The following is a 26741-nucleotide window of genomic DNA, read 5'->3' on the forward strand; positions in this document are numbered from 1 at the left end:
TAGCCTTACTTAAAAAAGAGATGCCGAGCTGCTTCCGTGATCACGGCACCGATCACTGCGCTGATGCTCGTCCATACCCACAGTGCACCCTTGCCCTGGTTTGCCATCGCAAGCAGGCTCTTCAGGTCTTTGCGCATTTCCGCGATGGTCTTGTCCTGCTCATCCAACCGAGCCAGAACTTTTCCAAATTCCACTGGATCAACTGACATTCGTTACCCGTCTTATGGAGGATTACCAACCTTGCTGCGTTTCCGTCCACATGATCGTGGCTCGGTAGGCGGCGCTGGCCGTGCCGCCGGTTGCGGCGAAATTGTTGCCGTCCACGTAGTTGAACGTCATCGCCTTCATTTCGCCGCTTGCGCCCTTGTAGAAAGCTTGCGCTAGTAGGCCCTTCTGCTGGGCAGCCACAATGCCATGCGCAACCGTCAAATTCCCCGAGGCGTCCAACGTGCCGGTGAAGCGCTTGATCTTGAATGAGCCGACCAAGTAGTTGCCAACAAAATCAGCCCCCGGAGGCCCCGAGTTGTTCGACACCACAGAGAGCGTCATCACTGCCGGAAGTGCGAGCGCCCACCCCATCAGCGCGTTGTCCGAGATGATGTGGTCATCATCGCTCGCCACTGTGATGAGGTTGCCGGTTCCGGTTCCTTTGTCGGACGCGCGGCAGCTGGTTATGGTCGCGCGTCCGCCTGCCGCCACCGCAATCACCGGATTTGTGGGACTCGTGTTCTGCGGTAATTGCAATTGCACGCCCGTCATCACCAGCGCGTTTGTGCCAGAACTAGCGCTGACGCTGACCGCTTGCTGGTCCCCCGAAAGACGAATCATGCCGCCCGCGATCTCCATGTAGCCGGAGGTGAGGGTGCCCGGGCCAGCCAATTGGATAAGCGGATTGGTGGTTGCCACCGCCGCCTCGATTTCGCTGTTTGCCACCTTCAGGAAGCCGCCTGTCTGATAGATCGCCTGATTACCCGCGAAGCCAACCGACATGAAGCAGCCCGACACCGATAGGTTGCCAGCCGACATGACAAGACCGCCATAGGTATCGAAATCGGTGTTGATGACCTCCCCGAACGTCGTGCCGCTGGCCGAACTTGTCAGCTTCAGCTGCGCACCGTTATTGATGAATAAGCTGTCGCTTAGGTGGAAATCGTCGCAGCGAGCCGTCTGGACGCCTATCGTATTGCCGTCATTGAAAACAGAAGCCTGATTTGTGGTCAGATCGAAGTTCCAGAAGTGGAGCTTGTTGATCCGCACCGAATCCTGCGCGCCGTCGATGTTGATACCGAAGTTGTACGCGGACATTTCCAGCTGCGTAATGAACGCGCCGCCCGAGTTCGTGCCGCCCGCCATATCGATGCCGGTCATGGCCTGGGTGATCGCGACGTTCTCGACCGTGAAGCGGGGCGTCGAGCGCATGTAGAGCGCGGGTGGATAGTTCGTCAGATTCGCCCGGACTGCCGTATCGGGTTGAACGAACGTGATCTTCAGGTTGCGGAAGTGGGGGCCTTCCTCCCCGGACGAGGCGATGAACACGCCCAGGGCCGACATGTTGAATGCCGAGTCGACCTTGATGATCGATACCTGGCGTCCATCGCCTTCGATGATCTGGCCCTTGGTCGCGCACGTAATCCCGTTCTTGACGTAGTAGTACGAAGTCGGCTTCGGGAAAAAGACGCGCAGGCCGGTTGCGACTGCATTCTGGATCGCGGTGGTGTTGTCGGTGCCGTCCCCCATCGCGCCGAACTGCATGACCGAGACCCGGCCGAAATGCTGCAGCTTCCAGCGGCCACCATCCGAGGCGACGATGATCGTGCCGCCGTTGTCGGTGCTAGTTGTGTCGTTCGGGTCGTACTGGTAAGCACCCCCACCACCATCGTGGGCGGCGTAGTAGCCGGTGACGAACGCGCGCGTGTACAGCGTCTTACTAAGTCCGCGCAGCGCAGCAATAGAATCAACAACACGGTTGACCTTATTTAGAAAGCTGCCGGCTACGGTACTGCCATCGAAGCCGACAAGCGATGCCCCGGGATTCGATGCTGTGTTAGCGCTCAGATCGGCATAAGCGGCCGGTGCCGAGGTCTGTTGATCCCAGATCGTGACGCCATTGACATCCTTGACGATCTGCCGGTAGGCGCCGTTTCCGTAGATGACGGCTTGCCCATTGGCATCTAGAGGAACGGGGTTGGGATTTGGCGTCTGGCTACCAGGGTCGGCCCATGTCGTAGCCGGCGTGGTGGTACCAGGCAGATAGAAAGCCACCGACCCGTTGGCAAGTGGCGAGCCGTTCTGGAAAAAGAACGACTGCTTTCCATTCGGCAGAAGTTGTGGCATGGGGCCTCAAAACAAAAAGGCCACCCGCAGGTGGCCTAAAATGAGAAAACCCCGCACTTGGCGGGGTTGGAGGGTTCAATGGACTGCAGTTATTACGAGGTCCTGATGGTGACGCCCGAAGCGTCTCCGGAGGTCATCAGAGCCGCATACAAGGCGCTGTCACAGAAATGGCATCCGGATCGAAACGATCATCCGGACGCTCCGCAAATCATGACGTTGCTCAACCAGGCGTATGAGGAACTCTCCGATCCTGACAGAAGGCTTGCCTACGATGCCTGGATTGCCGCCGGATGTCCCCCGGACCAGATTTCGAAACCACCCAAGTCCACGGCTTTTGAAGTTGATGAAGAAAAGCTGCGCGAAGGTCTTGCAGCCCTCGATGCCCATGAAAAGAAATACCCAAAATTCGGGAAAATGATGATCTGGGCGCTCATCGTAAGCGCCATCACTTCGTGACCGGTTTCGGATTGCCCATTAATGCGCGCAGCTTGTTTGCATTGGCTGTATCAATCCTCGTGGCCATCTTCGTGGCCGCAGAAGAACCAAAGGTTGAGCCGGCCGCTGTTCCCGCAACCATGCCGGGATAGCCACCAATCGCATGACCAATCGCCCCTCCAAGACCTGAACCAATTGCGGCGGGCGCCCAAATCATCCCGCGCTGCAAGATGTTGTGGCCCTGAACGGCAGCCCCAGGGTATGCGGAAGGCGTTTGTAAAATGTGGCCGCCGCGGTTCAATGTCTCGAACTTCGAGATTTCCTCGGGGCTGAACACTAGCGCCATCTTCGACGCCTGGTTGTTGAGCTCGCGGGTCACGTTCGCCGCATTCCACATGGATGCCCCGTTTTGTGTACCCCCGCGGTCACCGGCGGCGTAGATCTGCCGTGCCAACTGACCCTTGATCTCGGCAAGCGCTTGTTGCCCTTGCGGTTGCAGCTCTTCCGGTAGATTCCTAAGCGTATCGATGACATGCGAAAACTGAGCCGTCGGCATGCTCGTCAGCTTCGTCACGCCAATGCAGCGTGGGAAGACATTCTTGGTTATCGGCCATCCGAGCTGCTGGGGCAAACCATGCTCGAACTCGTGGCGCCGGACGACCGCGACAGAACGCAAAAGCAAGCGGGTCGGGTTCAGGCGGGAGTGAAGTGCAGCGGATTCGAGAATCGCTATCGGCACCAGTCGGGCACCGATGTCCATTTGTCATGGTCGGCACAGTGGAACGTGGAGCATCGACTGCGCATTGGCGTGGCGCGCAATGTCACCGCATTGAGGACGCTGGCGGAGCCCAGTCCGCTGGCGCAACTGCAGGCGCGTCTGGCGCCTCACGAATCCAGGGTGTTGCAGTTGCTGTTGACTGAAGCCGCAGAAAAGCAGATTGCGGAACAGCTCGGTCTGGCCACGTCGACCACGCACTCTTACATTACGAGCGTCTATCGCAAGTTCGGCGTGCGTGGCCGCGCTGGGCTGATGAGCCTGTGGCTCAAAGAGATGCGAAGCCGCTGATACCCGCCCTGTATCACGGCATCGTCGCATCACCATCTGGCACAAATAGCGCGCGCGCCCTGGGCTATACTGCCGCCCGTCACGCACACAACGTGACCTCGGATTGGCGTCCGAGAGCAGATACAGGCGGGTAACCGCCGGCCGGCGGTTTTTTTACGCCCGTTCATCAAGCGCCTCCTATGGCCGGGCCTTGGTGAGGGAGCGCTCGCGCTCGCCGGTTTCCTGTATCGCCGGTACGCCAACCTTGCCTTGTGCCCGGCCACCCCGATTGGCGTCGGGGTTCGGGTACCTAAACCCGATACAGGAGCATCGAAATGCGCCACGCCTTTGGTCGCCTCGAGGACACACAATCTCCTTTCCCAGATACCCTCGGTAGTCAAAACGACGTGGCCGAGCCGCTTCAACAGCAACGCGCCGACCTCGTGCGAGCGTTGGCAGCGGCCGAAGCATCCGTAAGAACATTTCCCATCGGCTCATTGCAACAGGCCAACGCACGGGCCCGCGTCACGCGTTTGCAGAGAGCGCTGCGGCGCTTGAAAGCCGCGCTTGGCACGTCAAAGCGGCATCAGGACGTTGGCGACTTCCTGATCGAAATGTTTCGCGAGCGCGTTTCTTTCACCGAATGGCAGTCCATCGTGGCCGAGGCGCGACGCCGCCATGATTCAAAGGCGACGGAAGGTCAAATCGGTACGCTCGCTGCGGGGCCGGGCGCACAAAGCTGATATAGTCGCGTCGCCTCCGATTTCTGAACTTTGCGATGTCTCTCGTACTCCGCCGAACCGTTCTCACGTTCGTTGCCGCAGCTTCGGTTGCGGGCGCCGGCCTCGTCCACGCGCAAGCCAGTGCGCCGCAAGCCCCTGCAGTGTCCACGGCTGCATCGGGCGGCACCGTCGCTGAACTGCAGCAGTTGCTGGCGCAGAAGCGCCTGACCGAACTGCGCACGACTTACAACGGCGACTACGGCACGAGCCTGCTGCTGGTCAACGAAGACACCACAGCGTACGTCGCCCTGTCGTATCGCAAGGAACTGTGGCGTGTGTACAAGTTTGCGTCGGTCGCTCCAGCCGAAGGCGCATACGAGACGCTGACCGGTCAGACCCGGACGTGGGCCGAAGATGATCTGCGCCGCGCCGTCACGGCGGGCCAGAAGGCGCAACTGGAGCGCGAAGCCCAGGCAGCTCAGCAGCGCGCCGCATCCCTGAGCCAGGAAGTGCGCATCATGCAGGCGCAGCGCCAGAAAATGCTGACTGAACAGCAGACCATGCGTCAGGAGACGAAGGCGCTGGACATCGAGCGCCGCGCGTATCAGACCCAGGTTGAATCGCTGCAGCAGCAGATCCGCTTGCTGGAAAAACAGCTCAACGATCCGCACTGGTCGCCCGCGCCTTAAACGTCTCGTCAAGGGCTTTGACATTCACCTTCCTGGCCTGGCGCAACTGCGGCAGGCCAGCGACCTCTCCGCCTTCGATGCAACGCGCATCGACTTAAGAGCAATCTGATCGACCACCGTCCATCTGCCGCTTAGCATGGCGCCTGCTTGCGCAGCCGGCTTGGATGCGCGCTGCGGCCATCAGCGGAGACGGATTTGGAATCCCCCAACTTCATCATCGACGGACACCTGCGCCTACCGGGCTTGGTGCGTATGCCGCCGCCTTTCGGGCCTGCACTCGACAGCGCGCAGCCCGGCGCCGCAACACAGGTCAGCGCGTCGATCGATCCAGCAGCCCACACGTGCGGTAGCGCCGGTACAGCCCGCCATAGGCAGTGGCCTCAACGCATGACCGCGCTGTCGGTTGGCATGGCATGCACGCTGGCGGCCGCGCTGCTTGGCTGGCAGACCGGGCAGCATCGCCAGCCAGCCGCAGAGTTTGATCAAGCAACCGTGGCCGCCATCGCCCAGCCGACCACACCGATCGTTCTGCTCGAGAACCCTCCTGCCGAGCCCGTCGCGTCAGCGCAAACCCAAGAGCCCGAGGAATCCGAAACCGCTATCGCAGCCGCAACGGCGGTCGCGCGTGCTCCCGACACGACGTTGGACGGTGCGGAAGTCACTAGGCCGGTCATCGCTGCTGCATCGCCGGTGGTGACGCAATTGCCGGCGAAATCGATCCGGACGCGCATGCTTGTGCGGGCCGTCGAGCCAGCACCGACACACGAGTTGGAACGGCCGGCCACACTGCTCGACGAGGAATCTGCGTTCATCGAATTCGAGTCGGCACCGATCGACACGGCGCCAATCGCTTCAGGCTATGCGGCGCCGGGCGCGCCGGTGCATATCGAACTGCAACGGCATACGCGCTTCACGGACTGACCGGAGCGCGTGCCGCCACGCCGGCTCAGTGCAACTGGCCGCCGGTTTCGCGTACATCGTGCAGCGTGCGCAGCGTTGTCTCGATGGCGATGCGCAGACCGGTGACGATGGTGTCGTGCGCCATGCTCGGTTGCCCCGGGTGCTTGGCGGCCTGCGACGGCAGATACGGGATGTGGATGAAGCCGCCGCGCGTGGGCAGCTTGTGGCGGGAGATGGCATGCATCAGCCCATAGAAAACGTGGTTGCAGACGAAGGTACCCGCCGTCTGCGAGACCGACGCAGGAACGCCACCCGCACGCAGTTCGCGCACGATGGCCTTGATCGGCAGCGTTGAAAAATACGCGGCCGGACCGTCACTTGCGATGGCGATATCGATCGGTTGCTTGCCGGCGTTGTCGGCAATGCGTGCGTCGTCAACATTGATGGCGATGCGCTCGATGGCCATCTCGGCTCGGCCGCCAGCCTGCCCCACGGCAATCACCACCTCCGGCTGCAGCGTCTGCAGCAACTTGCCGAGCACTTTGTTGGATTCGCCGAAGATGGTCGGCAACTGTCGCGCGACGATCTCGGCGCCGGCGATTCCCTGGCCATCGAGGGTGCGCACGGCTTCCCACGACGGATTGATGGGTTCGTTCTCGAACGGGTCGAAACCGGTGACGAGGACGGTAGGCATGATGTTCTCCTGCTTGCTGCGTAAGACAAAAACGATGATAAACGTCCGTCGAACATCATGCCCGAGCGCGTTGCGGCGTCAGTTTGCCTTGCTGCGCTTGTTCTCGAAGTTCAACAGGATGTCGACTTCTTCCGTGCCCGCCGTGTGCAGCCATTCGCGCGTCAGACGCTCGCCCAGGCGGCGCATGTCGCCCTGCAGCGTCACGTCGGGATTGAGCACGCGCACGCCGGTCTTGGCGAGTTCGGCTTCGTCGCGCTCGTAGGTCTGGCGGCTGGAATCCCAACCGCGCGCCTCGTAATCCTTGGCGAGTTTGAGCACGGTCTGCTGCGTCGCGGGCGGGAGCTTGGCGAAGCGCGCCTCATTCACGAACACGGCGTTCTTTGGGATCCACGCGTTGACCTTGTAGTAATAGGTCATGCGCTGGCCAGCCTTCGTCTCCAGACCAGTGGACGGCGAGGTGACCATCGTGTCGATCCGGCCGCCGGCAATCGCGGCAGTCAGATCAGCGGCTTCCACCTGCACGGCCTGTGCGCCGTACAGCTCGGCAATGCGCTTTTGCGCCGCGTTATAGGTGCGCAAACGATGTCCCTTCAGGTCGGACAAACGGGCGATCGGTGTTTCGGAATACAGGTTCTGCGGCGGCCAGGGCACGGCGTACAGCAGGCGCAAACCATTGGCCTTCATCAACGCTTCGATGTGGCTGCGCGAGGCATCCCACAGCAGGCGCGCATCGTTGTAGCCCGACACCACGAAGGGAATCGAATCCACGCCGAAAAGCGGATCGCGCTGAGCCAGCGTCGAGAGCATCACTTCGCCCGCTTCCGCCTTGCCGTCCTTGACGCCGTCAAAGATGGCGGCCGGCTTGAGCAGCGTGCCGTTCGGATAGACCTCGAGCTTGAGCCCGCCATTGGTGGCGCTGCTGACTGCGGTGGCAAAGGCCTGCAGGTTTTGCGTATGGAAATTGACGGCCGGATACGGCGTGGCCACTCGGAGCGTTTCCGCGCTGGCTTGCGCGGCGGAAATCAACGACAGCGCGCTGGCTGCGAGAACACAAAAAAAGCGGCGTCCCGACATGGAACGGCCGCTCGTCATCTGGCTGCTCATGAATCCCCCCGGAGAAAGAGCACGATGCGAGGTCGACACGACTGCATGCCCTTGTCTCCCGGGCAGCGATCGCGCTGGGTGGCGTCCGCCGGCTAAGAACCGCCAGCGTGACGCACACCGCACGCGACGCATTAAACACGATTAGTGGAGCATCAGGAAGTACAAGAGCACGATATTGGCTGCAAGCAACAGTAGCGCGGTCGGGACTTGCGCTTTGATCACAGCGTTCTTATCGGACAACTCCAACAGCGCGGCAGGCACGATATTGAAGTTCGCCGCCATCGGGGTCATCAGCGTGCCGCAGTAGCCCGAGAACATGCCGATAGCCGCCATCACCGCCGGATTGGCATGGAACACGCCCACCAGGATCGGCACGCCCACGCCGCCTGTCATGACCGGGAAGGCCGCAAAGCCGTTGCCCATGATGACGGTGAAGAGCGCCATGCCCACGCAATAGACGACCACCGCGACCAGTCGATAGTCCATGTTGATGTAGGCGGTGGTCAGGTGCGCCACGGCCTTGCCCACGCCGGCATCGGCGAAGACCAGGCCGAGCATGGCCAGCATCTGCGGCAGCACCAGCGCCCAGCCGAGCGACTCCGTCAGCCGACGCGACTCACGCATGGCCTGCACCGGCGTGTCGCGGGTCAGCCAGCACGCCAGCGCGAGCGAGATGATGCAGCCCAGGCCCAGTGAGACGAAGGTCTGGTTCTTCGGATCGAGCAGCAGGTCGCCACCGATCTTCACGTCCTTCAGGAACACGCTGCCGATGACGGTGACCAGCGGAATGGTCAGCGCCGGAATGAACAGACGGTTGCCCAGGCGCTTGGCCGATGCGCGGCGCTCTTCTGCCGGCAGTTCACCGTGCTTGCCCAGCGTCACGCCGCCGGTGCCGGCCAGCAGTGCCATCACCACGGCACCCACACCAACCACGATCGGTGGGATCTTGTCGCCAACAAGGAAGATGACGGCGAAGATCGCCCAGAACAGGCCCGTGGTCCAGCGACGCGGGTGGTTCTTGTCGGCAAAGGTCATCAGCGCGGTGATCGTCAGGATGATCCCGGCCAGCCAGTACAGATAGTTGATCGACAGAATCATGGCTTACCCCTGCTTGGCCGCGGCCGTGTTGGTATTGCCGGCGGCGCCCCGCTGGTTACCCATCTCGCGGGCAAGCCAGCCGTCCAGGCGCTTGAGGCGCACCGAGTGGATCAGGAACGCGCAGACCGCCGTCGGGATGCCCCACACAGCGATACGCAGCGGTTCCACGTCGATGCCCGAGCCGAGCAGGAACGTGTGCATCAGCGCGATGGCGCCGAAGGCCACGAAGATGTCTTCGCCGAAGAACAGGCCCACGTTGTCGGTGGCGGCGCAGAAGGCCAGCAGGCGTTCACGCACCGGCGCCGGCAGCTTGCCGAAACGGTTCTCGGCGGCGCCTTCGGCCATCGGGGCCAGCAGCGGACGCACCATCTGCGGATGACCGCCGAGGCTCGTCAGACCGGCAGCTGCCGTCAGCTCGCGCACGGCGAGGTAGACGATCAGCAGACGGCCAACGGTGGCCGATTGAATGCGCGCGATCCAGTTCTGCGCGTGTTCACGCAAGCCGTGGCGTTCGAGCAGACCCACCACCGCGAGTGGCAGCAGGATGATCAGCGGCAACGTCCGCGTCTTGATGATGCCCGTCCCGATCGCCGTCAGGATCTGCTCGATGGACATCGATGCCGCAAAACCGGTGGCGATGGCGGCCACGGCCACCACCAGCATCGGATTGAATCGCAGGATGAACCCCGCGATGATGACGACCACCCCGATCAGCGGCCATAGATTCACTGCCGTACCCATGTGGTGCTTCCCCCCAAGTTGATAAAAAGCCCCGCTGGAAGGACGGGGCCGTGGCTCAGGCGCCGGCGCGAACAGCGATGCCTTCGCTGCCAAGCCGTTCCCGAATGCGTCGCGCGAACGCCAGCGCATGCGCGCCGTCGCCGTGCAGACAAACCGTTTCCGCGCGGATCGGAACCCACGTGCCGTCGATGGCCTTCACGCGCTGCTCGCGCACCATCGTCAGCGTCTGGTCCAGCGCGGCATCTTCGCTGTCGATCAGGGCGCCCGGCGTACCGCGTTTGACGAGCGAGCCGTCTGCGTTGTAACCGCGATCGGCAAACACCTCTTCCTTGGCCTGCAGGCCAAGTTCACGCGCGGCCTTGACCAGTTCACCTCCCGCCAGGCCAAACACCACCAGCGACGGATCGAAATCGCGGATCGCGTGCACGATGGCCATGGCCAGCGGCCGGTCGCGCGAAGCCTGGTTGTACAGCGCGCCGTGCGCCTTCACGTGCGCCAGCTTGCCGCCCTGCGCACGCACGATGGCTGACAGCCCACCAATCTGGAACAGCACGCCCGCGTAGATTTCATCGGGCTGCAGATGCATCTCAGTGCGGCCAAAGTTTTCGCGATCGGGAAAGCTCGGATGCGCGCCAATCGACACGCCCTGGCGCAGCGCCCAGCCCACGGTCTGGCGCATCGTGTTGACGTCGCCGGCGTGCCAGCCGCAGGCGATGTTGGCGGAACTCACCAGTGCGAGGAGCGCCTCGTCGGTATCGCAGCCTTCGCCGAGGTCGGCATTCAGATCAATTGCGGTCATGGTGTTGTCTTCCGGTGCATCAGGCGTTCAGTCGCGTCTTGGCGGTGCGATGCGCGCTCGACAGAATGCCTTGGCGCTGCCAATCCAGTGCGGTTTCGATTTGCTGCAGATACCGTGCCACGTCGGCGCGGGCGGCTTCGGCCTCTTCCAGCGTGACACGCTCGAAGCGCACGCGCGTGCCGAGCGGAATCTGCGCCAGGCGCCATTGGTCGGCCAGGATGACGGAGCCGATCTTCGGATAGCCGCCCGTGGTTTGCGCATCGGCCATCAACACAATGGGCTGGCCAGACGGCGGCACCTGGATCACGCCCGGCACCACGCCGTGCGAGAGCAGATCGCCGCTGCGCTGCTTTTTGCGCTTGAGTTCCGGCCCCTGCAGGCGAAAACCCATCCGGTTGCTGTTGGGGGTGAGCGTCCAGTCCGATTCCCAGAATGCGGCTTGCGCGTCGGCAACGAAATCGTCGTATTCAGGACCGGGCAGCACGCGCATGACCGGCGTGTCCTTCTGCGCGCGGTCGAACGTCCAGCGGGCGGCCTTCACGGCAACGGTATCGCCGCTGATGTCGGGGGCGTACGTTGTGTCGGCAGGCAGCACGGGCAGCCTGTCGCCGTCTTTCAACGGGCGCCCTTCGAAACCACCAAAGCCGGCTTTCAGATCGGTGCTGCGCGAGCCCATCATCTCGGGCACATCGATGCCGCCGGCCACGCAGAGATACGCACGCACCCCGCCCTGCGCCACGCGCAATGTCAGCATCTGCCCGCGTTGCACGGGGATGGCGCGCCAAGCATGCACCGGTGCGCCGTCGAGCGTGGCGCGGCAATCGGCGCCCGTCAGCGCGATCAGGCCATTGGCGTGGAAGCGCAGCGTGGCGTTGCCCAGCGTGAACTCGATGCCCGCCGCATCGCTGCGGTTGCCAACCAAGCGGTTGCCCACATACAGCGACAGCGGATCCAGCGCGCCCGACGTGCACACGCCAAAACGGCGATAGCCGGTGCGGCCCAGGTCCTGCACGGACGCCAGCACGCCGGCCCGCACGATCTCGATCATGGGTTGGGGTTTCGAACTCATGCGCGCACCTTCGAGGCAACAAAGCGGATGCGGTCTCCGGGCGCCAGCAGCGTGGGGGGATTACGCTGCGGCATGAAGAGCGCCGCGTCTGTGCGGCCAAGCAGTTGCCAGCCACCGGGGGATGCGGCCGGGTAGATGCCGGTCTGCTCGCCGCCGATGCCGACCGAACCGGCCGGCACGGCCATGCGCGGCTCGGCGCGACGCGGCGTGGCGAGTGACTTGTCGAGCCCGCCCATGTAGGCAAAGCCGGGCTGGAAGCCCAGGAAATAGACGATGTATTCCGGCGCGGTGTGACGGCGCACGACTTCGGCCGTGCTGAGGCCGGTGTGCTTGGCGACTTCGCGCAGGTCGGGGCCTTCGTCACCGCCATAGGCGACTTCGATGTCGACGAGTTTGCCGTCGGCCACCAACGCCTGGCTCTCTTCCCAGGCCTCACGCAGCTGCGTGGTCAATCGCTGCGCATCGGCCAGTGGACCGAACACGAGCGTGAGGTTGTTCATGCCGGGCACCACGTCGACCACGCCCGCCCAATTGGACGCGCGCGAAGCCATGGCCCAGATGCGCTGCTGGCAATTCAGGGTGGCCGGTGGCGGCACTTCGCACAACAGCGCGAGTTCGCCCAGCCGGTGAATCGTGCACTGCAACTTAACCCCCGTCTCGTGTGCGCCGTTGGCGGGAAGATCCCTGCAAAACGACGCGCGTTTGAAAACGAAAGCGATACGTTAATAAATTGTCGATAAATTCTGTATAAGAAGTAACCCTTAGTCGTTCAGGGCCAAGTCGCTGCTGAACGCGGTCCGGCTGCACTCATCATAGGTGCCGGACGCGGTTAGCGTGACAGGCATGTTATGCCAAAGTCATATGAAAGGAGGAAGACGCCCCCAGAACAAGAGGCGTAGATCGAGACCGGAACTGAGGGTCAGGCGGCGGGCTCTTCGCGCGTGATGCGCAGACCCAGAACGAGTGCGGCGACGGCGCAGACAGCCATCATGCCCAGCAGCGGCAGCGCCGTCTGGCCGACGGCGGCAACCACCGTACCGGTCACCATGCCGAGGCCAAATTGCATGGCGCCCATGAGCGCCGAGCCCGTACCCGCACGCGCACCCTGCCCCGCCATTGCCAGCGCGCCGGTGTTGGGAGAGATGCAGCCGATCGAGGCGATGTAGCAGAACAGCGCCGCCAGCACGAGCGGCAGCGGCGTAAAACCGGCCGCGGCGGCAGCGGCAGCCAGCACGCTGGTGATGGCCGGCACCCACAGCGCCCGTCGCAGCACGCGCGCCGGCGAATACTTGCGCACCAGCCGCACATTCACGCGCGAGGCCGCGATCATCCCGGCGGCGTTGCTGCCGAACACCCAGGCGTACTGCGACGGCGTCAGCCCATAACCGTCGATCAGCACGAACGACGACACGGTGATGTACGCGAACATGCCCGACAGAAACACGGCGCCGCACCACATATAGGCAGCGTAGTGGTGATCGCGCAGGAGTTCCCAGTAGTCGCGCAGCACGTGGCGGACTGCCAGCCTGCGCGCCTGCTCGGGCGCCAGCGACTCGCGCATCAGGTAATGCACCGCGACCAGCGACAGCACGCCAAATGCCGTCAGCAGAGCAAAGATGACCCGCCACGTTGTGAACTGCAGCACTGCGCCGCCAATCATCGGCGCGAGGATGGGCGCTACACCCATCACCAGCATCAGCGTCGAATACGCCTGCGCGGCGCCGGCCGGGTCCATGCGATCACGCACGGCAGCGCGTGCGATGACCATGCCCGCGCAGCCGCCAAACCCCTGCACGCCGCGCAGCACGGCCAGCATCGTGGCGTCTTTGGCGAACGCGCAACCGATGGACGCCGCCACGTACATCGCCAGACCGATATAGAGCGGCGGCTTGCGGCCAAACCGATCGCTGGCTGGGCCGTAGATGAGCTGGCCGATCGCCAGGCTGATCAGGAACACAGTCAGCGTGAGCCCCGCCGCGGCCGACGACGTATTCAGATCGCGCGCGATGGTCGGCAGGCTCGGCAGGTACATGTCCACCGACAGCGGGCCGATGGCCGTGAGCGCGCCAAGCAGCAGGAGCCAGCCGGGGATCGGGCCGGGCATGCGGGATCGTGCAGGAGCGGGAGCAGTCATGAAGGGAGAACTTGACGCGGCGGCAGACGGGAGGCCCGCGCCGGAGTAAACCGGGAACTGTAGCGCAAAGCGGCGAGCCACGCGCGCGCACTGGTCAGGTGCACGACGGCATGCGCGCCCCACCCGAGGGCTGCACGTGCCACCTGCATACATCGGCATGACAAGCTGGACCCCACAAATCGCCGCGATCGGGCCGGCACGGGATTTGCACTCCGCCACCCCTCGTACGAGGCAGTCCCAAGCCGGCCGAAATCGCCGTTCGGCATGGAGCCGAACGATATAATTCGCGGTTGATGGCAGGCATCACCCAACCATGATGATTGCTGCGATGCGTCGGCGCGAATCTGCGTTGGCGTTGCCTGCAGTGAAGTGTCGTCAACACCCAAAAACGAGACCGCCTCCGCTGCGTACCGGCACGGTGAGCGGCACGGAAACCACGAGCCAACCTGTTGTGACACAACTCCCACCACGCCTGTCGCTGACGGGCATGACCAAGCGCTACCCAAGCGTGGTCGCCAACGACGGCGTGAGCCTGACCGTCGCGCCGGGCGAGATCCACGCCGTACTGGGCGAAAACGGCGCCGGCAAGTCGACGCTGATGAAGATGATCTTCGGCGCCGTGCAGCCTGACGCCGGTGAGATGCTGCTCGACGGCCAGCGCGTCGAGATCGCCAATCCGCACCAGGCGCGCGCACTTGGCATCGCCATGGTGTTCCAGCACTTCTCGCTGTTCGACACGCTCACGGTGGCAGAGAACATCCTGCTCGGCCTGCCCTCGGGCACGGATCTGCGCGACGTGGCTGATCAGGTGCGCAGCACGGGCGAGAAATACGGCTTGCCGCTGGAGCCGCATCGCCATGTGCATACGCTTTCCGTGGGCGAGCGCCAGCGCGTGGAAATCGTGCGGGCGCTGCTCACCAAGCCGCGCCTGCTGATTCTTGACGAACCCACCTCGGTGCTGACGCCGCAGGCCGTCGAGAAGCTGTTCGTGACGCTGCGCCAGTTGGCGGTAGAAGGCACGAGCATCCTCTACATCAGCCACAAGCTCGACGAGATCCAGGCCCTGTGCCACACCGCCACGGTAATGCGCATGGGCAAGGTCACGGGCGTATGCGACCCGCGCCAGGAAACGGCGGCGTCGCTGTCGCGCATGATGATCGGCGGCGAGCCTCCGCGCGAATTGCGACCGCAGACCACACCGGGCGACGTGCGCATGGAGGTGGCCGGACTGTCGCTGCCCAAGGCCCATGCCTTTGCGACGGAGCTGCGTGACATCGCGCTGCAATTGCGCAGCGGCGAGATCGTCGGCATCGCAGGCGTATCGGGCAACGGGCAGCAGGAACTGCTGGCAGCCCTGTCCGGCGAAGACACGCGTGCGTCGGCGCAGACCATCAGCATCGGCAACGAGCCAGTCGCCAAGCTGGACCCGCGGGCGCGCCGCAAGCGCGGGCTGTCGTTCGTGCCGGAAGAGCGCCTGGGGCGCGGCGCCGTGCCGTCGCTGTCGCTGGCCGCAAATACGCTGCTGACGCATCAGCGTGCGCCGCAGGTGCGTGGGGGGCTCATCGACAAGAAGGCCGCCGCCAAGCTGGCTGCCGGCATCATCCGACGCTTTGGCGTCAAGGCCGCCGGCCCGGAAGCATCGGCCAAGAGCCTGTCGGGCGGCAACCTGCAGAAATTCATCGTCGGCCGCGAAATCGAATGCGCGCCGCGTGTGCTCATCGTCGCGCAACCCACCTGGGGCGTCGACGTGGGTGCGGCGGCGCAGATTCACAACGAAATCCTCGCGCTCAAGGCGGGGGGCTGCGCCATCCTGATCGTGTCGGAAGAACTCGACGAACTCTTCGCGCTTTGCGATCGCCTGCACGTGATCGCCAACGGGCGCCTCTCGCCCTCCACGCCCACGCACGCCACCAACCGCGAACAGATTGGTCTGTGGATGAGCGGCATGTGGGACAAAGCCCCGGCTTCGGCGGCAGCGACCTCGGAGGTGGCCCATGGCTGACGTCATGCATGGCAGCCGCCTGGCGCTGCCGGTTTCGCTGGAGCTGCGGGCGATCCCGTCGCGCACCATGGCCTATGCCTCGCCGCTCATCGCGCTGGTGTTGACGATGGTGTTCGGCCTGCTGCTGTTCGCGCTGCTTGGCAAAGACCCCGTGGCCGGCCTGCGCGTGTTCCTGGTCGAACCGCTGGTCAGCAAGCGGGCGATTGGCGAAGTGCTGCTCAAGACCGTGCCGCTGGTGCTGTGCGCGCTGGGCTTGTCGGTGTGCTATCGCACCAACGTGTGGAACATCGGCGCGGAGGGGCAACTGATCTTGGGCGGCATTTTCGCCGCGGCTACGATCGTCTACTTCGATACGCCGACACCCGCCATCCCGGGCGGCTTTGCGCTGGTGCTGGCCCTCGTTGCTGGCCTCATCGGCGGCGCGCTGTGGGCAGCGATCACGGCGCTGCTGCGCGATCGCTTTCATGCCAACGAGATCCTCGTCTCGCTCATGCTCACGTACATCGCGCAGTTGCTGCTGCTGTACGTGGTCAACGGGCCGTTGAAGGACCCGAACGGCATGAACTTCCCGCAATCGATCGTGTTCGACAGCGCGTTCGTTCTGCCGACGCTCGTGGCCGGCACGCGCCTGCACGTTGGCTTCCTGTTCATGCTCGTGATGACAGCGGCGATGACGTTGTTTGTCTTCCGCAGCTTTGCGGGCTATCGCCTTCAAGTCGGTGGCCTGGCCCCGCAAGCCGCGCGCTATGCGGGCTTCTCGTCGCGCGCGGCGCTGTGGACGGCGCTGCTGGTGTCGGGCGGCCTGGCAGGCGTTGCCGGCGCCTTCGAGGTCACGGGGCCGATCGGGCAACTGCTGCCGTCCATTTCCCCCGGCTACGGCTTTGCCGCCATCGTGGTGGCGTTCGTCGGGCGCCTGAATCCGGTGGGCACCGTGCTGGGTGCGATCGTGATGTCGCTGTTCTACATCGGCGGCGAGCTTGCGCAATCGCGCCTGGGCCTGCCGTCGGCCATTACCGGAGTGTTCCAGGGGATGCTGCTGTTCTTCCTGCTCGCCTGCGACACGCTCATCGAATACCGCCTGCGCTGGCGCGCACATCACTGATCGGGCCGCATACATGGAAAGTCTCGCTCCCCTGATCGCCGCGTCGATCAACGCCGGCACCCCGCTGTTGCTGGCCGCCCTGGGCCTCTTGATGAACGAGCGCTCCGGCGTGCTCAACCTCGGCGCCGAAGGGATGATGCTGGTGGCCGCCGTGGTCGGCTTCATGGTCGGCTACCAGACGCAGATTCCGCTGCTGGGTTTTGCCGCCGGCGCGCTTGCCGGCATGGTGATGGCCGCCCTCTTCGCCTGGCTGGCGCTGGTGCTCGTCACCAACCAGGTCGCCACGGGCCTCGCCCTGTCGATTTTCGGCACCGGCCTGTCGGCCTTCATGGGCCAGCGCTTTGTCGGCATGTCGCTGCCGGCGCAGGCGCACGGCATCCCCGGGTTGGAGTCGATTCCGTTTGTCGGCCCCGCCCTGTTCGCGCACCACTGGATGGTCTATTTCAGCCTGCTGCTGTGCGGCGCGATTGCGTGGTTCCTGTTCAAGACGCGGGCTGGCCTCACGCTGCGGGCGATTGGGGAATCGCCGGAGTCGGCTCACGCGCTCGGCTATCCGGTACGCACCGTCCGCTTTGGCGCGCTGTTGTTTGGCGGCGCGTGCTGCGGGCTGGCAGGTGCCTACCTATCGCTGGTCTACACGCCGATGTGGGTCGAGAACATGGTCGCCGGCCGCGGCTGGATTGCCCTCGCGCTGACCACCTTTGCCACTTGGCGCCCGCTACGCATTCTGTTCGGTGCGCTGCTCTTCGGCGGCGTGACGATCCTGCAATTTCACCTGCAAGGGATGGGCGTGTCGGTGCCGTCGCAGATTCTGTCGATGGCGCCGTTTGCCGCCACCATCGTCGTGCTGGCCATCATCTCGCGCAATCCGGATTGGATCCGCCTGAACATGCCCGCATCGCTCGGCAAGCCGTTCCGCCCGGGGGCTGCCTAAACTGCATGCAGCGTCAGCTTCTGCATTCCGCTTTTATTTGCCTCAACACAGTCAACGAGCCACACAACAGGAGAAATCGATGAACGTTACCCGCAGGATCACGCTGGCCGCCCTGGCCGCCGGCGCTGCCCTGACCCTCTGGGGTTGCGGCAAGTCCAACGACAACGCTAGCGGCAATGCCGCGCCGGCCGCATCATCGGCCCCCGCCGCTGCCGCACCGGCGCCGGCCAATGAACCGCTGAAGATCGCGTTCGTCTACGTCGGCCCGGTGGGCGACGCAGGCTGGACGCACGCCCACGACGACGGCCGCAAGGAAGTCGAAGCCAAGTTCGGCGACAAGGTGAAGACCAGCTTCGTCGAAAGCGTGCCCGAAAGCGCTGCGGACGCCGAGCGCGTGTTCCGCGACCTGGCCACGCAAGGCAACAAGGTCATCTTCGGCACGAGCTTTGGTTTCATGGAATCGATGCTCAAGGTCGCCAAGGAATTCCCGGATGTGAAGTTCGAGCACGCCACCGGTTTCAAGACCGCCGACAACCTCGGCCAGTACGACGTGCGCACATATGAAGGCGCCTATCTGGCAGGCGTGGTGGCCGGCAAGATGAGCAAGTCGGGCAAGCTGGGCGTAGTGGGATCGGTGCCCATCCCCGAGGTGATCCGCAACATCGATTCGTTCACGCTGGGCGCACGCAGCGTCAACCCGAAGGCCACCACCCGCGTGGTGTGGGTCAACAAGTGGTTCGATCCGGGCAAGGAGCGCGAAGCGGCCACCACCCTCATCGGCCAGGGCGTCGACGTGCTGATGCAGAACACCGACTCCGCCGCCGTCGTGCAGACCGCGCAGGAGAAAGGCGTCTACGCGATCGGCTGGGACAGCGACATGACCAAGTTTGGCGAGAAGGCCCACCTGGCGGCTTCGATCAACAAATGGGGCGTGTACTACACCAAGGTCATCGGTGATGTGCTTGAAAACAAGTGGAAGCCGGAAACCGTGTGGTGGGGCCTGAAGGAAGGTGCGATCGACCTCGGCGCATACAACGCCGTGGTGCCGGAAGACGTGAAGACGCTGGTCGAGACACGCAAGAAGGGCATCATCGACGGCTCGGCTCCGATCTGGAAGGGCCCGCTCAAGGACAACACCGGCAAGGAAGTCCTGCCCGTCGACAAGGTCGCCGACGACGGCTTCCTGCACGGCATCAAGTTCTACGTGGAAGGCGTGGAAGGCAAGATTCCAGGCTAAGTCGTACCCGTCTCGGCAAAAGCCGGCGTCTCGCGAGAGGGCCGGCTTTTTTCATGGACGATCGCGCCTCTTCTTGAAAACCGGACCGTTTCCCCAAGCTGATACGATGATCCGCCGGCCAAACGGACTCATGTGACGCCGGCTTTTCATCAAGGAGCCCACGATGTTCGGACGACTTTTCCGCCTGTGGAGCGTGGTGCGCAACGACGTGCGCCTGCTGTGGTTTGCGCTGCGCCATCCGGACAAGCCGTGGTGGCTCGCGCCGGCTGCGCTGCTGCTGGTGGGGTATGTGGTATCGCCCGTCGACCTGATCCCGGACGTCATTCCCGTGATCGGCTGGGTGGACGACATCGTGCTGGTGCCCTTTGCGCTGCACATGCTGCTGCGCGGCCTGCCCGACCGCGTGCGCGAGGATGCGCGCTTTGCTGCCGCCCGGCGTGTGAAGCCCTCCGGGCGGTAACGCCTCGACTTATGGCAAGAGGATCGTCGACCCGGTCGTCTTGCGCGCTTCCAGATCGCGGTGCGCCTGCGCCGCGTTCTGCAGATCGTAGCGCTGGTGAATCTCGATCTTGACCTTGCCGCTGCTCACCACATCAAACAACTCTGCCGCCATCGGTTCCAGCAGCTCGCGCCGTGCCGTGTAAGTCATCAGCGTCGGGCGCGTGATCTTGAGCGAGCCTTTTGCGCTCAGCACGCTGAGGTCAACCGGTGGCACTGGGCCAGATGCGTTGCCGTAGGTGACCATCATCCCGCGCGGTGCGAGGCAATCCAGCGAGCCCGTGAACGTGTCTTTGCCAATGCCGTCGTAGACCACCGGCACGCCCTTGCCGCCAGTGATTTCGCGCACGCGTTCGGTAAAGTTCTCACGGGTGTAGACGATGGTGTGGTCGCAACCGTGCGCGCAGGCAAGTTCAGCCTTGGCATCGCTGCCAACGGTGCCAATCACCGTGGCGCCGAGCGCCTTGAGCCACTGGCACGCAATCAACCCCACACCGCCAGCGGCTGCGTGAAACAGCACCGTATCGCCGGGCTGCACGCGATAGCTGTCTCGGATCAGGTATTGCGCGGTCATGCCCTGCAGCATCATCGCTGCGCCGGTTTCAAAGTCGATCGCATCGGGCAGGCGCACGAGAATGTCGGCCGGCATCGTGCGCAACGCAGCGTAGGCGCCGGTCGGACGGCCGGCGTAGGCCACGCGGTCGCCCGGCTTGACGTGCGTCACGCCCTGGCCCACGGCTTCGACCACACCCGCGGCTTCCATGCCGATGCCGCCAGGCAGGGGCTGGGGATACAGCCCGGTGCGGAAATAGACGTCGATGTAGTTCAGGCCGATGGCGTGCTGCTTGATGGTGGCCTCGCCGGGGCCGGGCGCGGGCACGTCGACATCGACGTACTGCATCACTTCGGGGCCGCCGGTTTCAAAGATGCGGATGGCTTTCGCTTGTGTCATGCGTGGATCTCCTTCGGATCGGGCGCCACCCGTTGCAAGGCAGACATCACCAGGTCGGCGGTTGCGAGGTTGGTGGCGCAGGGGATGTTGTGGACGTCGCAGGCGCGGACCAGCGCGTTGATGTCGGGTTCGTGCGGCTGCGGCGTCATCGGGTCGCGCAGGAAGATGACGGCGTCGACACGGCCTTCGGCCAACTGCGCGCCAATCTGCAAGTCGCCGCCCCACGGGCCGGACAGCATGCGCTGCACGGTCAGGCCGACTTCCTTCTCCAGGCGGCCACCCGTGGTGCCGGTCGCCAGCAAGTCGCATTGCGACAGGAAGGCCTGGTGCGTTTGGGCGAAAGCGACCATGTCGTCTTTCTTGTGGTCGTGTGCGATCAGGGCGACGCGGCGTTTGCGAACTGCGCTTTCGGGCGTAGCGGGCGTAAGGGTGGTCATGTCGATTGGCTTAAAAGGTGCCAGGGAAGCTGCCGCCATCCAGCAGGATGTTTTGCGCGTTCAGGTAGCCGGCATGCTGGCTACACAGGAAGGCACAGACGGCGCCAAATTCGGCCGGTTGGCCAAAGCGTCGAGCCGGATTGCCCTGCCGCTTGCGGTCGAAATTCTCTTCTGCGCTGATGCCGGCAGCCTTGGCGCCTGCCTCCAGCGTCTTGGTCAGGCGGTCGGTCTCGAACTGGCCCGGCAGCAGGTTGTTGATGGTCACGCCGTGCTTGGCGACTTCACGCGCCAGGCCGGCAACGAAGCCGGTCAGGCCGGAGCGCGCGCCGTTGGACAAACCCAGCACGTCGATCGGCGCCTTGACGGCACCGCTGGTGATATTGACGATGCGGCCCCAGCGGCGCTCGATCATCTTGTCGACGGTGGCTTTGATGAGGTCGATCGGCGTGAGCATGTTGGCGTTGAGCGCGGCATTCCATACGTCGCGGTCCCAATCGCGGAAGTTGCCCGGCGGCGGGCCGCCTGCGTTGTTGATGAGGATGTCGGGCGAGCCGCCCAGACGCTCGCATGCGAGCAGCGCTTCGGCACGGCCTTCCGGCGTGGTGATGTCGGTCGCCACTGCTTCCACGCGCACGCCGTGCGCCGTGCGGATGCGCTCGGCCGCTGCCGACAACGCTTCGGCACCGCGCGCGACGATCACCACGTCCACGCCTTCGGCAGCCAGCGCATCGGCGCACGCAAAGCCCAATCCCTTGCTTGCGCCACACACCAGCGCACGCTTGCCTTTCAGCCCCAAGTCCATCTTGTCTGACTCCTTGTGATTGCTATTTGGATTGGCCGCCCGTCAGCCGCGACGGCGTGACAGCAGCGCCATACCGGCAAGCACCAGCGCGCTGCCGGCAATCTGCCAAATCGTGATCGGCTCGCCCAGCAGCCACCAGCCCAGCAGCAGTGTCGACACCGGCCCGATCATGCCTGCCTGCGACGCCACGGGCGCACCCACGCGCGCCACCGCCATCATCGTCATCGTGACCGGCGCCACCGTACAGAACACCGAGTTGATGGTCGACAGCCCGTACACCTGCCAAGGCAACACCAGCGCCGACACCGGCCGCAGTACCAGAAACTGGACGATACAGGCCGCGGTCGACACGCACATCGCATAGGCGACGAGCCGCATCGATCCCACGCGTTTGACCAGCTCACCGCTGGCCAGCAGATAGATACCGTAGCTGACGGCGCTGGCGAGCACCAATCCGCCGCCCAGCCAGACGTTGTTACCGCCCAGGTTTAGGTCGTGCGCGAACACCAGCACGATGCCGGCATAGGCCAGCGCCAGCGACACCCACTGCAAGCCTGTAATGCGCCGCTTGAATACCGTCGACGTAATCAGCAGCACGAACGACGGTGTCAGAAACAGAATCAGCCGCTCCAGCCCTGCCGTGATGTATTGCAGGCCGAGGAAGTCGAGAAAGCTGGAGAGGTAATAGCCGATGAGGCCCAAGCCGACGATGCGCCAGCGGTCTGCCACGGCCAGGGGCTGCGCACGGCGCGACTGCCACCACCCCATCGCCATGAACAGCGGTGCGGCCAGGAGCATGCGCAGGGTGATGACCATGACGGCATCCACCTGATAGCGGTACATCAGCTTGGCGACGATGGCCTTGGCGGAGAACAGCACGGCGCCCGCGGACGCAAGCAGCAGACCGCCGGTGTCGGTAGTTCTTACGGGCGTGGTAGACGCAGAAGACGCTGTGGTCACAACGGGGCGAGAGAGAGATGCGGGCGGTGTTGGAGAGCGTCGTCGATTGTATTGGAATTCAACAAAACGTTCCGGCGCGGGGTGCGCTGCACTTGGCACAGCTTTCGCTTGGGCACGCTGGTGACCGCCGTACAATCGCGCCTGCATTCCGAACATCTACAACGACAACGGATCCCACATCGACATGAGCCAAACCACCTCTGCCGCATTCTCTGCGGACGCCGCCGGGGCACCCGACCCGACCCTCTGGAACGAAGACCTCAACCCCACCCCGCCCGCCGCCCGCACCTGGACGGCCACCAACTACGCCGCGCTGTGGGTGTCGATGGTGGTGTCGGTGCCGGCCTATATGTTGGCTTCGGGCCTGATGAGTGAGGGCATGAACTGGTGGCAGGCCGTGCTGACGGTGTTCCTCGGCAACCTGATCGTGCTCGTGCCGATGGTGCTGGTGGGGCACGCGGGTACCAAGTACGGCATTCCCTTCCCTGTGCTGGTGCGGGCCTCGTTCGGCGTGCGCGGTGCGCAGTTGCCGGCCATTCTGCGGGCCATCGTGGCGTGCGGCTGGTTCGGCATCCAGACGTGGCTGGGCAGCCAGGCGATCTACACGATCCTCAACGTCGTCACGGACAACATGCTGGTCGGCAGCAATATTCCGGGGCTGGGCATCAACCCGGGCCAGGGATTCTGCTTCCTGCTGTTCTGGGCGCTGCACATCTGGCTGATCACCAAGGGGCTCGAATCGATCAAGCGCTTCCAGGCGCTGGCCACCCCGCTGCTGATTCTGGCCGCGCTGGGCCTGGTCTGGTGGGCGTATACCAATGCGGGCGGCTTTGGCCCGATGCTGTCGGCGCCGTCGGCGTTTGCGGCGGGCGGCAAGCGCGCCGGCGAGTTCTGGGGCTTCTTTTGGCCGTCGCTCACCGCCATGGTCGGCTACTGGGCCACGCTGGCGCTGAACATTCCCGACTTCACCCGCTTCGCGCGCAGCCAGCGCGATCAGCTTGTCGGGCAGGCAGTCGGCCTGCCGCTGCCGATGGGGCTGCTGGCCCTGGTGGCCGTGCTGGTCACGTCGTCCACGGTGGTCATCTACGGTCAGGCCATCTGGGATCCGGTCACGCTGGCCGGCAAGATGACCGGCCCGTCGGTCATCGTGGCCCTGCTGGCGCTGATCACCGCCACGCTGATGACGAACATCGCCGCCAACGTGGTCTCGCCGGCGTATGACTTCTCGAACCTGGCGCCGCATCGCATCTCGTTCCGAACCGGCGGCTACATCACGGCAGGCATCGGCCTGGCGATAATGCCGTGGAAGATCCTGGAAACCACCAAGGGCTACATCTTCACGTGGCTGGTCGGCTATGGCGCGCTGCTCGGCCCCGTGGCCGGGATCATGATGGTCGACTACTTTCTGGTGCGCCGCACCGTGCTCAAGACCGGCGAGCTATTCCGCGTAGACGGCCCGTACGGTTACGGCAACGGCTGGAACGGCCGCGCTATCGCCGCGCTGGTCATCGGCGTGCTGCCCAATCTGCCGGGCTTCTTCAAGCAGGCGGGATTCGTCGCCAGCGTGCCCGGCGTATTCGAAGCGCTGTACACGTATGCGTGGTTCGTGGGCCTGGCGATTTCCGCCGTGGTGTATGTGATCCTGATGCGCGGCCGCCGTTGAGCGCTTCCAAAATCGACCCGGGGCGCGCCGGTACAATGCGCCCCATCTGAGAATCCGTTGCCGCCATGAAACAAGATCCGCGCTTTCCGAACCTGTCCATCCTCAATCACCCGCTGATCCAGCACAAGCTCACGCACATGCGCGACAAGGACACGTCCACGCGCACGTTCCGCGAGCTGCTGCGTGAGATCACACTGCTGATGGGCTATGAGATCACGCGCAACCTGCCGCTGACCAGCCGCCACATCGACACGCCGATGGGCCCGATGGAAGCGCCCGTCATCGCGGGCCGCAAGCTGGCCGTGGTGCCAGTGCTGCGTGCAGGCGTGGGCATGAGCGACGGGCTGGTGGAGCTGATTCCGTCGGCGCGTATCGGTCATATCGGCGTGTACCGCGATGACCAACACCGTCCGGTGGAATACCTCGTGCGGCTGCCCGACCTGGAAGACCGCACCTTCATCCTGTGCGATCCGATGGTCGCCACCGGTTACTCGGCCGTCCACGCGGTCGACGTGATGAAGAAACGCGGCGTGCCCGACGAGAACATCCTGTTCCTGGCACTCGTGGCGGCGCCCGAAGGCGTGGAGGTGTTCCAGAAGGCGCATCCGGGCGTGAAGCTGTTTGTGGCGTCGCTCGATTCGCACCTGGATGAAAACGCCTACATCATCCCGGGCCTGGGCGATGCGGGCGACCGCCTGTTCGGCACGAAAAACTGATCGCGCATTCTCAGCGCAAACAAAAACAGCCGGCAATGCCGGCTGTTGTCTTTGGTACGTCGGAAGCGCTCAGCGCCTCTTCGATCCGCCCAGAATGCTGCCCAGCACGCCGCGCACGATTTCGCGCCCGACGGTTGAACCGATGGTGCGCATCGTCGACTTGGCCAACGTTTCGACAATCGAATCGCCACGGCCGCTGCGGCCCGTACCCTTTGTGAGGATCGAGCCGACATCGCCCAGCCAGCCGCCGCTCTCCTGTGGCGCGGGCGCGGGCGCCGATGCGGGTGCTGAACCAGTCGATGCCCCGAAATCCGTGCCGATGGAACCCGGTGCAGGCGCCGATGTCGCCCCGCCCTTCGCCACGCGGCCGTTCAGGATTTCGTACGCCGATTCGCGGTCGATTGCCGTGTCGTAGCGGCCGGCCACCAGCGAATTCGTCATCAGCTCGCGGCGCTCGTCGTCCGAGATCGGGCCGATGCGCGACGCGGGCGGGACGACAAACGCACGCTGCGTGATCTCCGGGCGACCGCCCTCGTCCAGCATGGAAATCAGCGCCTCGCCCACGGCCAGTTCGCCGATGGCCTCTTCGAGGCTGAACTCCGGGTTCGCGCGCATCGTGGTGGCCGCGGCCTTCACGGCCTTCTGGTCGCGCGGTGTGAACGCCCGGAGCGCGTGCTGCACGCGGTTGCCGAGCTGGCCGAGCACCGTGTCCGGCACGTCGGCCGGGTTTTGCGTCACGAAGTACACGCCCACGCCCTTCGAGCGGATCAGCCGCACCACCTGCTCCACCTTCTGCAGCAGCGACGGCGGCGCATCGTTGAACAACAGGTGCGCCTCGTCAAAGAAGAAGGCGAGCTTGGGCTTGTCCACGTCGCCCACCTCCGGCAGATGCTCGAACAGTTCGGAGAGCAACCACAGCAGGAACGTCGCGTACAACTTGGGCGCGTTGAGCAGCTTGTCGGCCGCCAGGATGTTGATCACGCCCTGGCCGCGCACGGTCTGCATCAGGTCATTGATATCGAGCATGGGCTCGCCGAAGAACTGGTCTGCGCCCTGCTCTTCCAGCGCGATCAGGTTGCGCTGAATGGCCCCGATGCTGGCCGATGAGATGTTTCCGTACTTGTTCGTGTAGTCCGAAGAATGCTCGCCAACGTGCTGGAGCATCGCGCGCAGGTCTTTCATGTCAAGCAGCGCAAGGCCCGAGTCGTCCGCAATCTTGAAGACGAGATTCAGCACACCGGTCTGGATGTCGTTCAGCTCCAGCATGCGCGAGAGCATCAGCGGGCCCATGTCGGACACGGTGGCGCGCACGGGGTGGCCGCGCTCGCCATACACATCCCATAGCGTGACGGGGCAACAAGCCCATTGCGGCTCTTCCAGGCCGCGCTCCTGCAGGCGAGCCTTGAGCTTGTCGTTCGGTTGGCCGGCCTGCGAAATGCCGGCCAGATCACCTTTCACATCAGCCAGGAAAACCGGTACGCCAATCTTCGACAGGCCCTGGGCGATCGTTTGCAGGGTGACGGTCTTGCCGGTGCCGGTGGCGCCGGTGATCAAGCCATGCCGGTTGGCGAGCTGGGGCAACAGCACCAACTCCGCTTTGGCGTTCTTGGCAATCAGGATGGGATCGGTCATGGCGTTTGGACGAGGATCAATCTGGGGGGGCAACACACCGGC

General features: G+C 64.2%; 28 protein-coding genes and 1 pseudogene. 13 read left to right on the forward strand and 16 right to left on the reverse strand.

Annotation, left to right across the window (positions count from 1 at the left end):
• Positions 1-5: 5 nt before the first annotated feature.
• Positions 6-209, reverse strand: a complete 204-nt coding sequence (locus ACUXH0_RS03180) for a hypothetical protein (protein ID WP_182593776.1) — start codon at positions 207-209, stop codon at positions 6-8.
• Positions 210-231: 22 nt separating this feature from the next.
• Positions 232-2334 carry a hypothetical protein gene (locus tag ACUXH0_RS03185; protein ID WP_182593774.1) on the reverse strand — a complete coding sequence of 701 codons (2103 nt, stop codon included), beginning with the start codon at positions 2332-2334 and terminating at the stop codon, positions 232-234.
• A 78-nt stretch (positions 2335-2412) separates the two neighbouring features.
• On the opposite strand from ACUXH0_RS03185, the gene ACUXH0_RS03190 reads away from it, so the two are divergent.
• On the forward strand, positions 2413-2790 hold the full coding sequence (locus ACUXH0_RS03190; RefSeq protein ID WP_182593773.1) for a J domain-containing protein: 378 nt from the start codon (positions 2413-2415) through the stop codon (positions 2788-2790).
• On the opposite strand, the gene ACUXH0_RS03195 is transcribed toward ACUXH0_RS03190, so the two are convergent.
• Positions 2780-3325, reverse strand: coding sequence for a hypothetical protein (locus tag ACUXH0_RS03195; RefSeq protein WP_182593771.1), 546 nt, complete (start codon positions 3323-3325; stop codon positions 2780-2782). The genes ACUXH0_RS03190 and ACUXH0_RS03195 overlap by 11 nt on opposite strands.
• Between ACUXH0_RS03195 and ACUXH0_RS03200 the strand changes: the two are divergent.
• The 5 genes and pseudogenes from ACUXH0_RS03200 to ACUXH0_RS03220 all read left to right on the forward strand — a co-directional run.
• Positions 3302-3553 (forward strand): annotated as a pseudogene (locus ACUXH0_RS03200) (PAS domain-containing protein); the annotation flags it as partial. The gene ACUXH0_RS03195 and the pseudogene ACUXH0_RS03200 sit on opposite strands and share 24 nt — an antisense overlap.
• Positions 3554-3835: a LuxR C-terminal-related transcriptional regulator gene (locus ACUXH0_RS03205; protein WP_310735950.1), complete on the forward strand. Its 282-nt coding sequence runs from the start codon at positions 3554-3556 to the stop codon at positions 3833-3835.
• Positions 3836-4149: 314 nt separating this feature from the next.
• Positions 4150-4557 (forward strand): hypothetical protein, encoded by a 408-nt coding sequence (locus tag ACUXH0_RS03210; protein ID WP_009241121.1) that lies wholly within the window; start codon positions 4150-4152, stop codon positions 4555-4557.
• 35 nt (positions 4558-4592) lie between these two features.
• Complete coding sequence (locus ACUXH0_RS03215) at positions 4593-5225, forward strand: DUF2968 domain-containing protein (RefSeq protein WP_009241122.1); 633 nt, start codon at positions 4593-4595, stop codon at positions 5223-5225.
• Between the two features lie 195 nt (positions 5226-5420).
• A complete protein-coding gene (locus ACUXH0_RS03220) occupies positions 5421-6146 on the forward strand; it encodes a ribonuclease E (protein ID WP_232295853.1) in 726 nt (241 codons plus the stop codon).
• Between the two features lie 25 nt (positions 6147-6171).
• Here ACUXH0_RS03220 and pcp read toward each other — a convergent pair whose 3' ends face one another.
• The 8 genes from pcp to ACUXH0_RS03260 form a co-directional block, all read right to left on the reverse strand.
• Complete coding sequence (gene pcp, locus ACUXH0_RS03225; RefSeq protein WP_004630986.1) at positions 6172-6819, reverse strand: pyroglutamyl-peptidase I; 648 nt, start codon at positions 6817-6819, stop codon at positions 6172-6174.
• Between the two features lie 78 nt (positions 6820-6897).
• Positions 6898-7923 carry a TRAP transporter substrate-binding protein gene (locus ACUXH0_RS03230; protein WP_024542209.1) on the reverse strand — a complete coding sequence of 342 codons (1026 nt, stop codon included), beginning with the start codon at positions 7921-7923 and terminating at the stop codon, positions 6898-6900.
• Positions 7924-8064: 141 nt separating this feature from the next.
• Complete coding sequence (locus ACUXH0_RS03235; protein WP_004630990.1) at positions 8065-9021, reverse strand: DUF979 domain-containing protein; 957 nt, start codon at positions 9019-9021, stop codon at positions 8065-8067.
• A gap of 3 nt (positions 9022-9024) precedes the next feature.
• A complete protein-coding gene (locus ACUXH0_RS03240) occupies positions 9025-9762 on the reverse strand; it encodes a DUF969 domain-containing protein (RefSeq protein WP_004630992.1) in 738 nt (245 codons plus the stop codon).
• A 55-nt stretch (positions 9763-9817) separates the two neighbouring features.
• On the reverse strand, positions 9818-10561 hold the full coding sequence (gene pxpA / locus ACUXH0_RS03245) for a 5-oxoprolinase subunit PxpA (RefSeq protein ID WP_004630994.1): 744 nt from the start codon (positions 10559-10561) through the stop codon (positions 9818-9820).
• A gap of 19 nt (positions 10562-10580) precedes the next feature.
• A complete protein-coding gene (locus ACUXH0_RS03250; RefSeq protein WP_004630996.1) occupies positions 10581-11630 on the reverse strand; it encodes a 5-oxoprolinase subunit C family protein in 1050 nt (349 codons plus the stop codon).
• On the reverse strand, positions 11627-12274 hold the full coding sequence (gene pxpB / locus ACUXH0_RS03255) for a 5-oxoprolinase subunit PxpB (RefSeq protein WP_009277474.1): 648 nt from the start codon (positions 12272-12274) through the stop codon (positions 11627-11629). The genes ACUXH0_RS03250 and pxpB overlap by 4 nt, the downstream gene beginning before the upstream one ends.
• Before the next feature lie 275 nt (positions 12275-12549).
• Positions 12550-13764, reverse strand: coding sequence for a multidrug effflux MFS transporter (locus ACUXH0_RS03260; protein ID WP_024542211.1), 1215 nt, complete (start codon positions 13762-13764; stop codon positions 12550-12552).
• A 487-nt stretch (positions 13765-14251) separates the two neighbouring features.
• Between ACUXH0_RS03260 and ACUXH0_RS03265 the strand changes: the two genes are divergently transcribed.
• The 5 genes from ACUXH0_RS03265 to ACUXH0_RS03285 all read left to right on the forward strand — a co-directional run bounded on the left by ACUXH0_RS03265 (position 14252) and on the right by ACUXH0_RS03285 (position 19499).
• Positions 14252-15766, forward strand: a complete 1515-nt coding sequence (locus ACUXH0_RS03265) for an ABC transporter ATP-binding protein (RefSeq protein ID WP_009241126.1) — start codon at positions 14252-14254, stop codon at positions 15764-15766.
• Complete coding sequence (locus ACUXH0_RS03270; RefSeq protein ID WP_009241127.1) at positions 15759-16868, forward strand: ABC transporter permease; 1110 nt, start codon at positions 15759-15761, stop codon at positions 16866-16868. The genes ACUXH0_RS03265 and ACUXH0_RS03270 overlap by 8 nt, the downstream gene beginning before the upstream one ends.
• 13 nt (positions 16869-16881) lie before the next feature.
• The gene (locus ACUXH0_RS03275) at positions 16882-17802 is read left to right on the forward strand and encodes an ABC transporter permease (protein WP_004631004.1); all 921 of its coding nucleotides are present in this window, start codon (positions 16882-16884) and stop codon (positions 17800-17802) included.
• A 79-nt stretch (positions 17803-17881) separates the two neighbouring features.
• Positions 17882-19039, forward strand: coding sequence for a BMP family ABC transporter substrate-binding protein (locus ACUXH0_RS03280; protein WP_009241128.1), 1158 nt, complete (start codon positions 17882-17884; stop codon positions 19037-19039).
• A gap of 163 nt (positions 19040-19202) precedes the next feature.
• Positions 19203-19499 (forward strand): YkvA family protein, encoded by a 297-nt coding sequence (locus ACUXH0_RS03285; RefSeq protein ID WP_009241129.1) that lies wholly within the window; start codon positions 19203-19205, stop codon positions 19497-19499.
• A gap of 9 nt (positions 19500-19508) precedes the next feature.
• Here the strand turns inward: ACUXH0_RS03285 and ACUXH0_RS03290 are convergent, their stop codons facing one another.
• Genes ACUXH0_RS03290 through ACUXH0_RS03305 form a run of 4 tightly spaced genes read right to left on the reverse strand, consistent with a single transcriptional unit; the run spans position 19509 to position 22688 of the window.
• On the reverse strand, positions 19509-20489 hold the full coding sequence (locus ACUXH0_RS03290) for a quinone oxidoreductase family protein (protein WP_009241130.1): 981 nt from the start codon (positions 20487-20489) through the stop codon (positions 19509-19511).
• Positions 20486-20926 carry a methylglyoxal synthase gene (locus ACUXH0_RS03295; protein WP_004631008.1) on the reverse strand — a complete coding sequence of 147 codons (441 nt, stop codon included), beginning with the start codon at positions 20924-20926 and terminating at the stop codon, positions 20486-20488. The genes ACUXH0_RS03290 and ACUXH0_RS03295 overlap by 4 nt, the downstream gene beginning before the upstream one ends.
• A 10-nt stretch (positions 20927-20936) precedes the next feature.
• Positions 20937-21728 carry an SDR family oxidoreductase gene (locus ACUXH0_RS03300; protein WP_004631009.1) on the reverse strand — a complete coding sequence of 264 codons (792 nt, stop codon included), beginning with the start codon at positions 21726-21728 and terminating at the stop codon, positions 20937-20939.
• A gap of 42 nt (positions 21729-21770) precedes the next feature.
• Positions 21771-22688 carry a DMT family transporter gene (locus ACUXH0_RS03305; RefSeq protein WP_009241131.1) on the reverse strand — a complete coding sequence of 306 codons (918 nt, stop codon included), beginning with the start codon at positions 22686-22688 and terminating at the stop codon, positions 21771-21773.
• A gap of 184 nt (positions 22689-22872) precedes the next feature.
• Between ACUXH0_RS03305 and ACUXH0_RS03310 the strand changes: the two genes are divergently transcribed.
• Together ACUXH0_RS03310 and upp are read left to right on the forward strand one after the other, a co-directional pair.
• The gene (locus ACUXH0_RS03310; protein WP_009241132.1) at positions 22873-24351 is read left to right on the forward strand and encodes an NCS1 family nucleobase:cation symporter-1; all 1479 of its coding nucleotides are present in this window, start codon (positions 22873-22875) and stop codon (positions 24349-24351) included.
• A 65-nt stretch (positions 24352-24416) separates the two neighbouring features.
• On the forward strand, positions 24417-25067 hold the full coding sequence (upp, locus tag ACUXH0_RS03315; RefSeq protein ID WP_009241133.1) for a uracil phosphoribosyltransferase: 651 nt from the start codon (positions 24417-24419) through the stop codon (positions 25065-25067).
• Positions 25068-25136: 69 nt separating this feature from the next.
• Here upp and ACUXH0_RS03320 read toward each other — a convergent pair whose 3' ends face one another.
• Entirely contained in the window at positions 25137-26699 is a 1563-nt protein-coding gene (locus ACUXH0_RS03320; protein ID WP_182593769.1) for a helicase HerA-like C-terminal domain-containing protein, read from the reverse strand.
• Positions 26700-26741 lie beyond the last annotated feature (42 nt).

Source organism: Ralstonia sp. 110700041-2, from assembly GCF_056280165.1.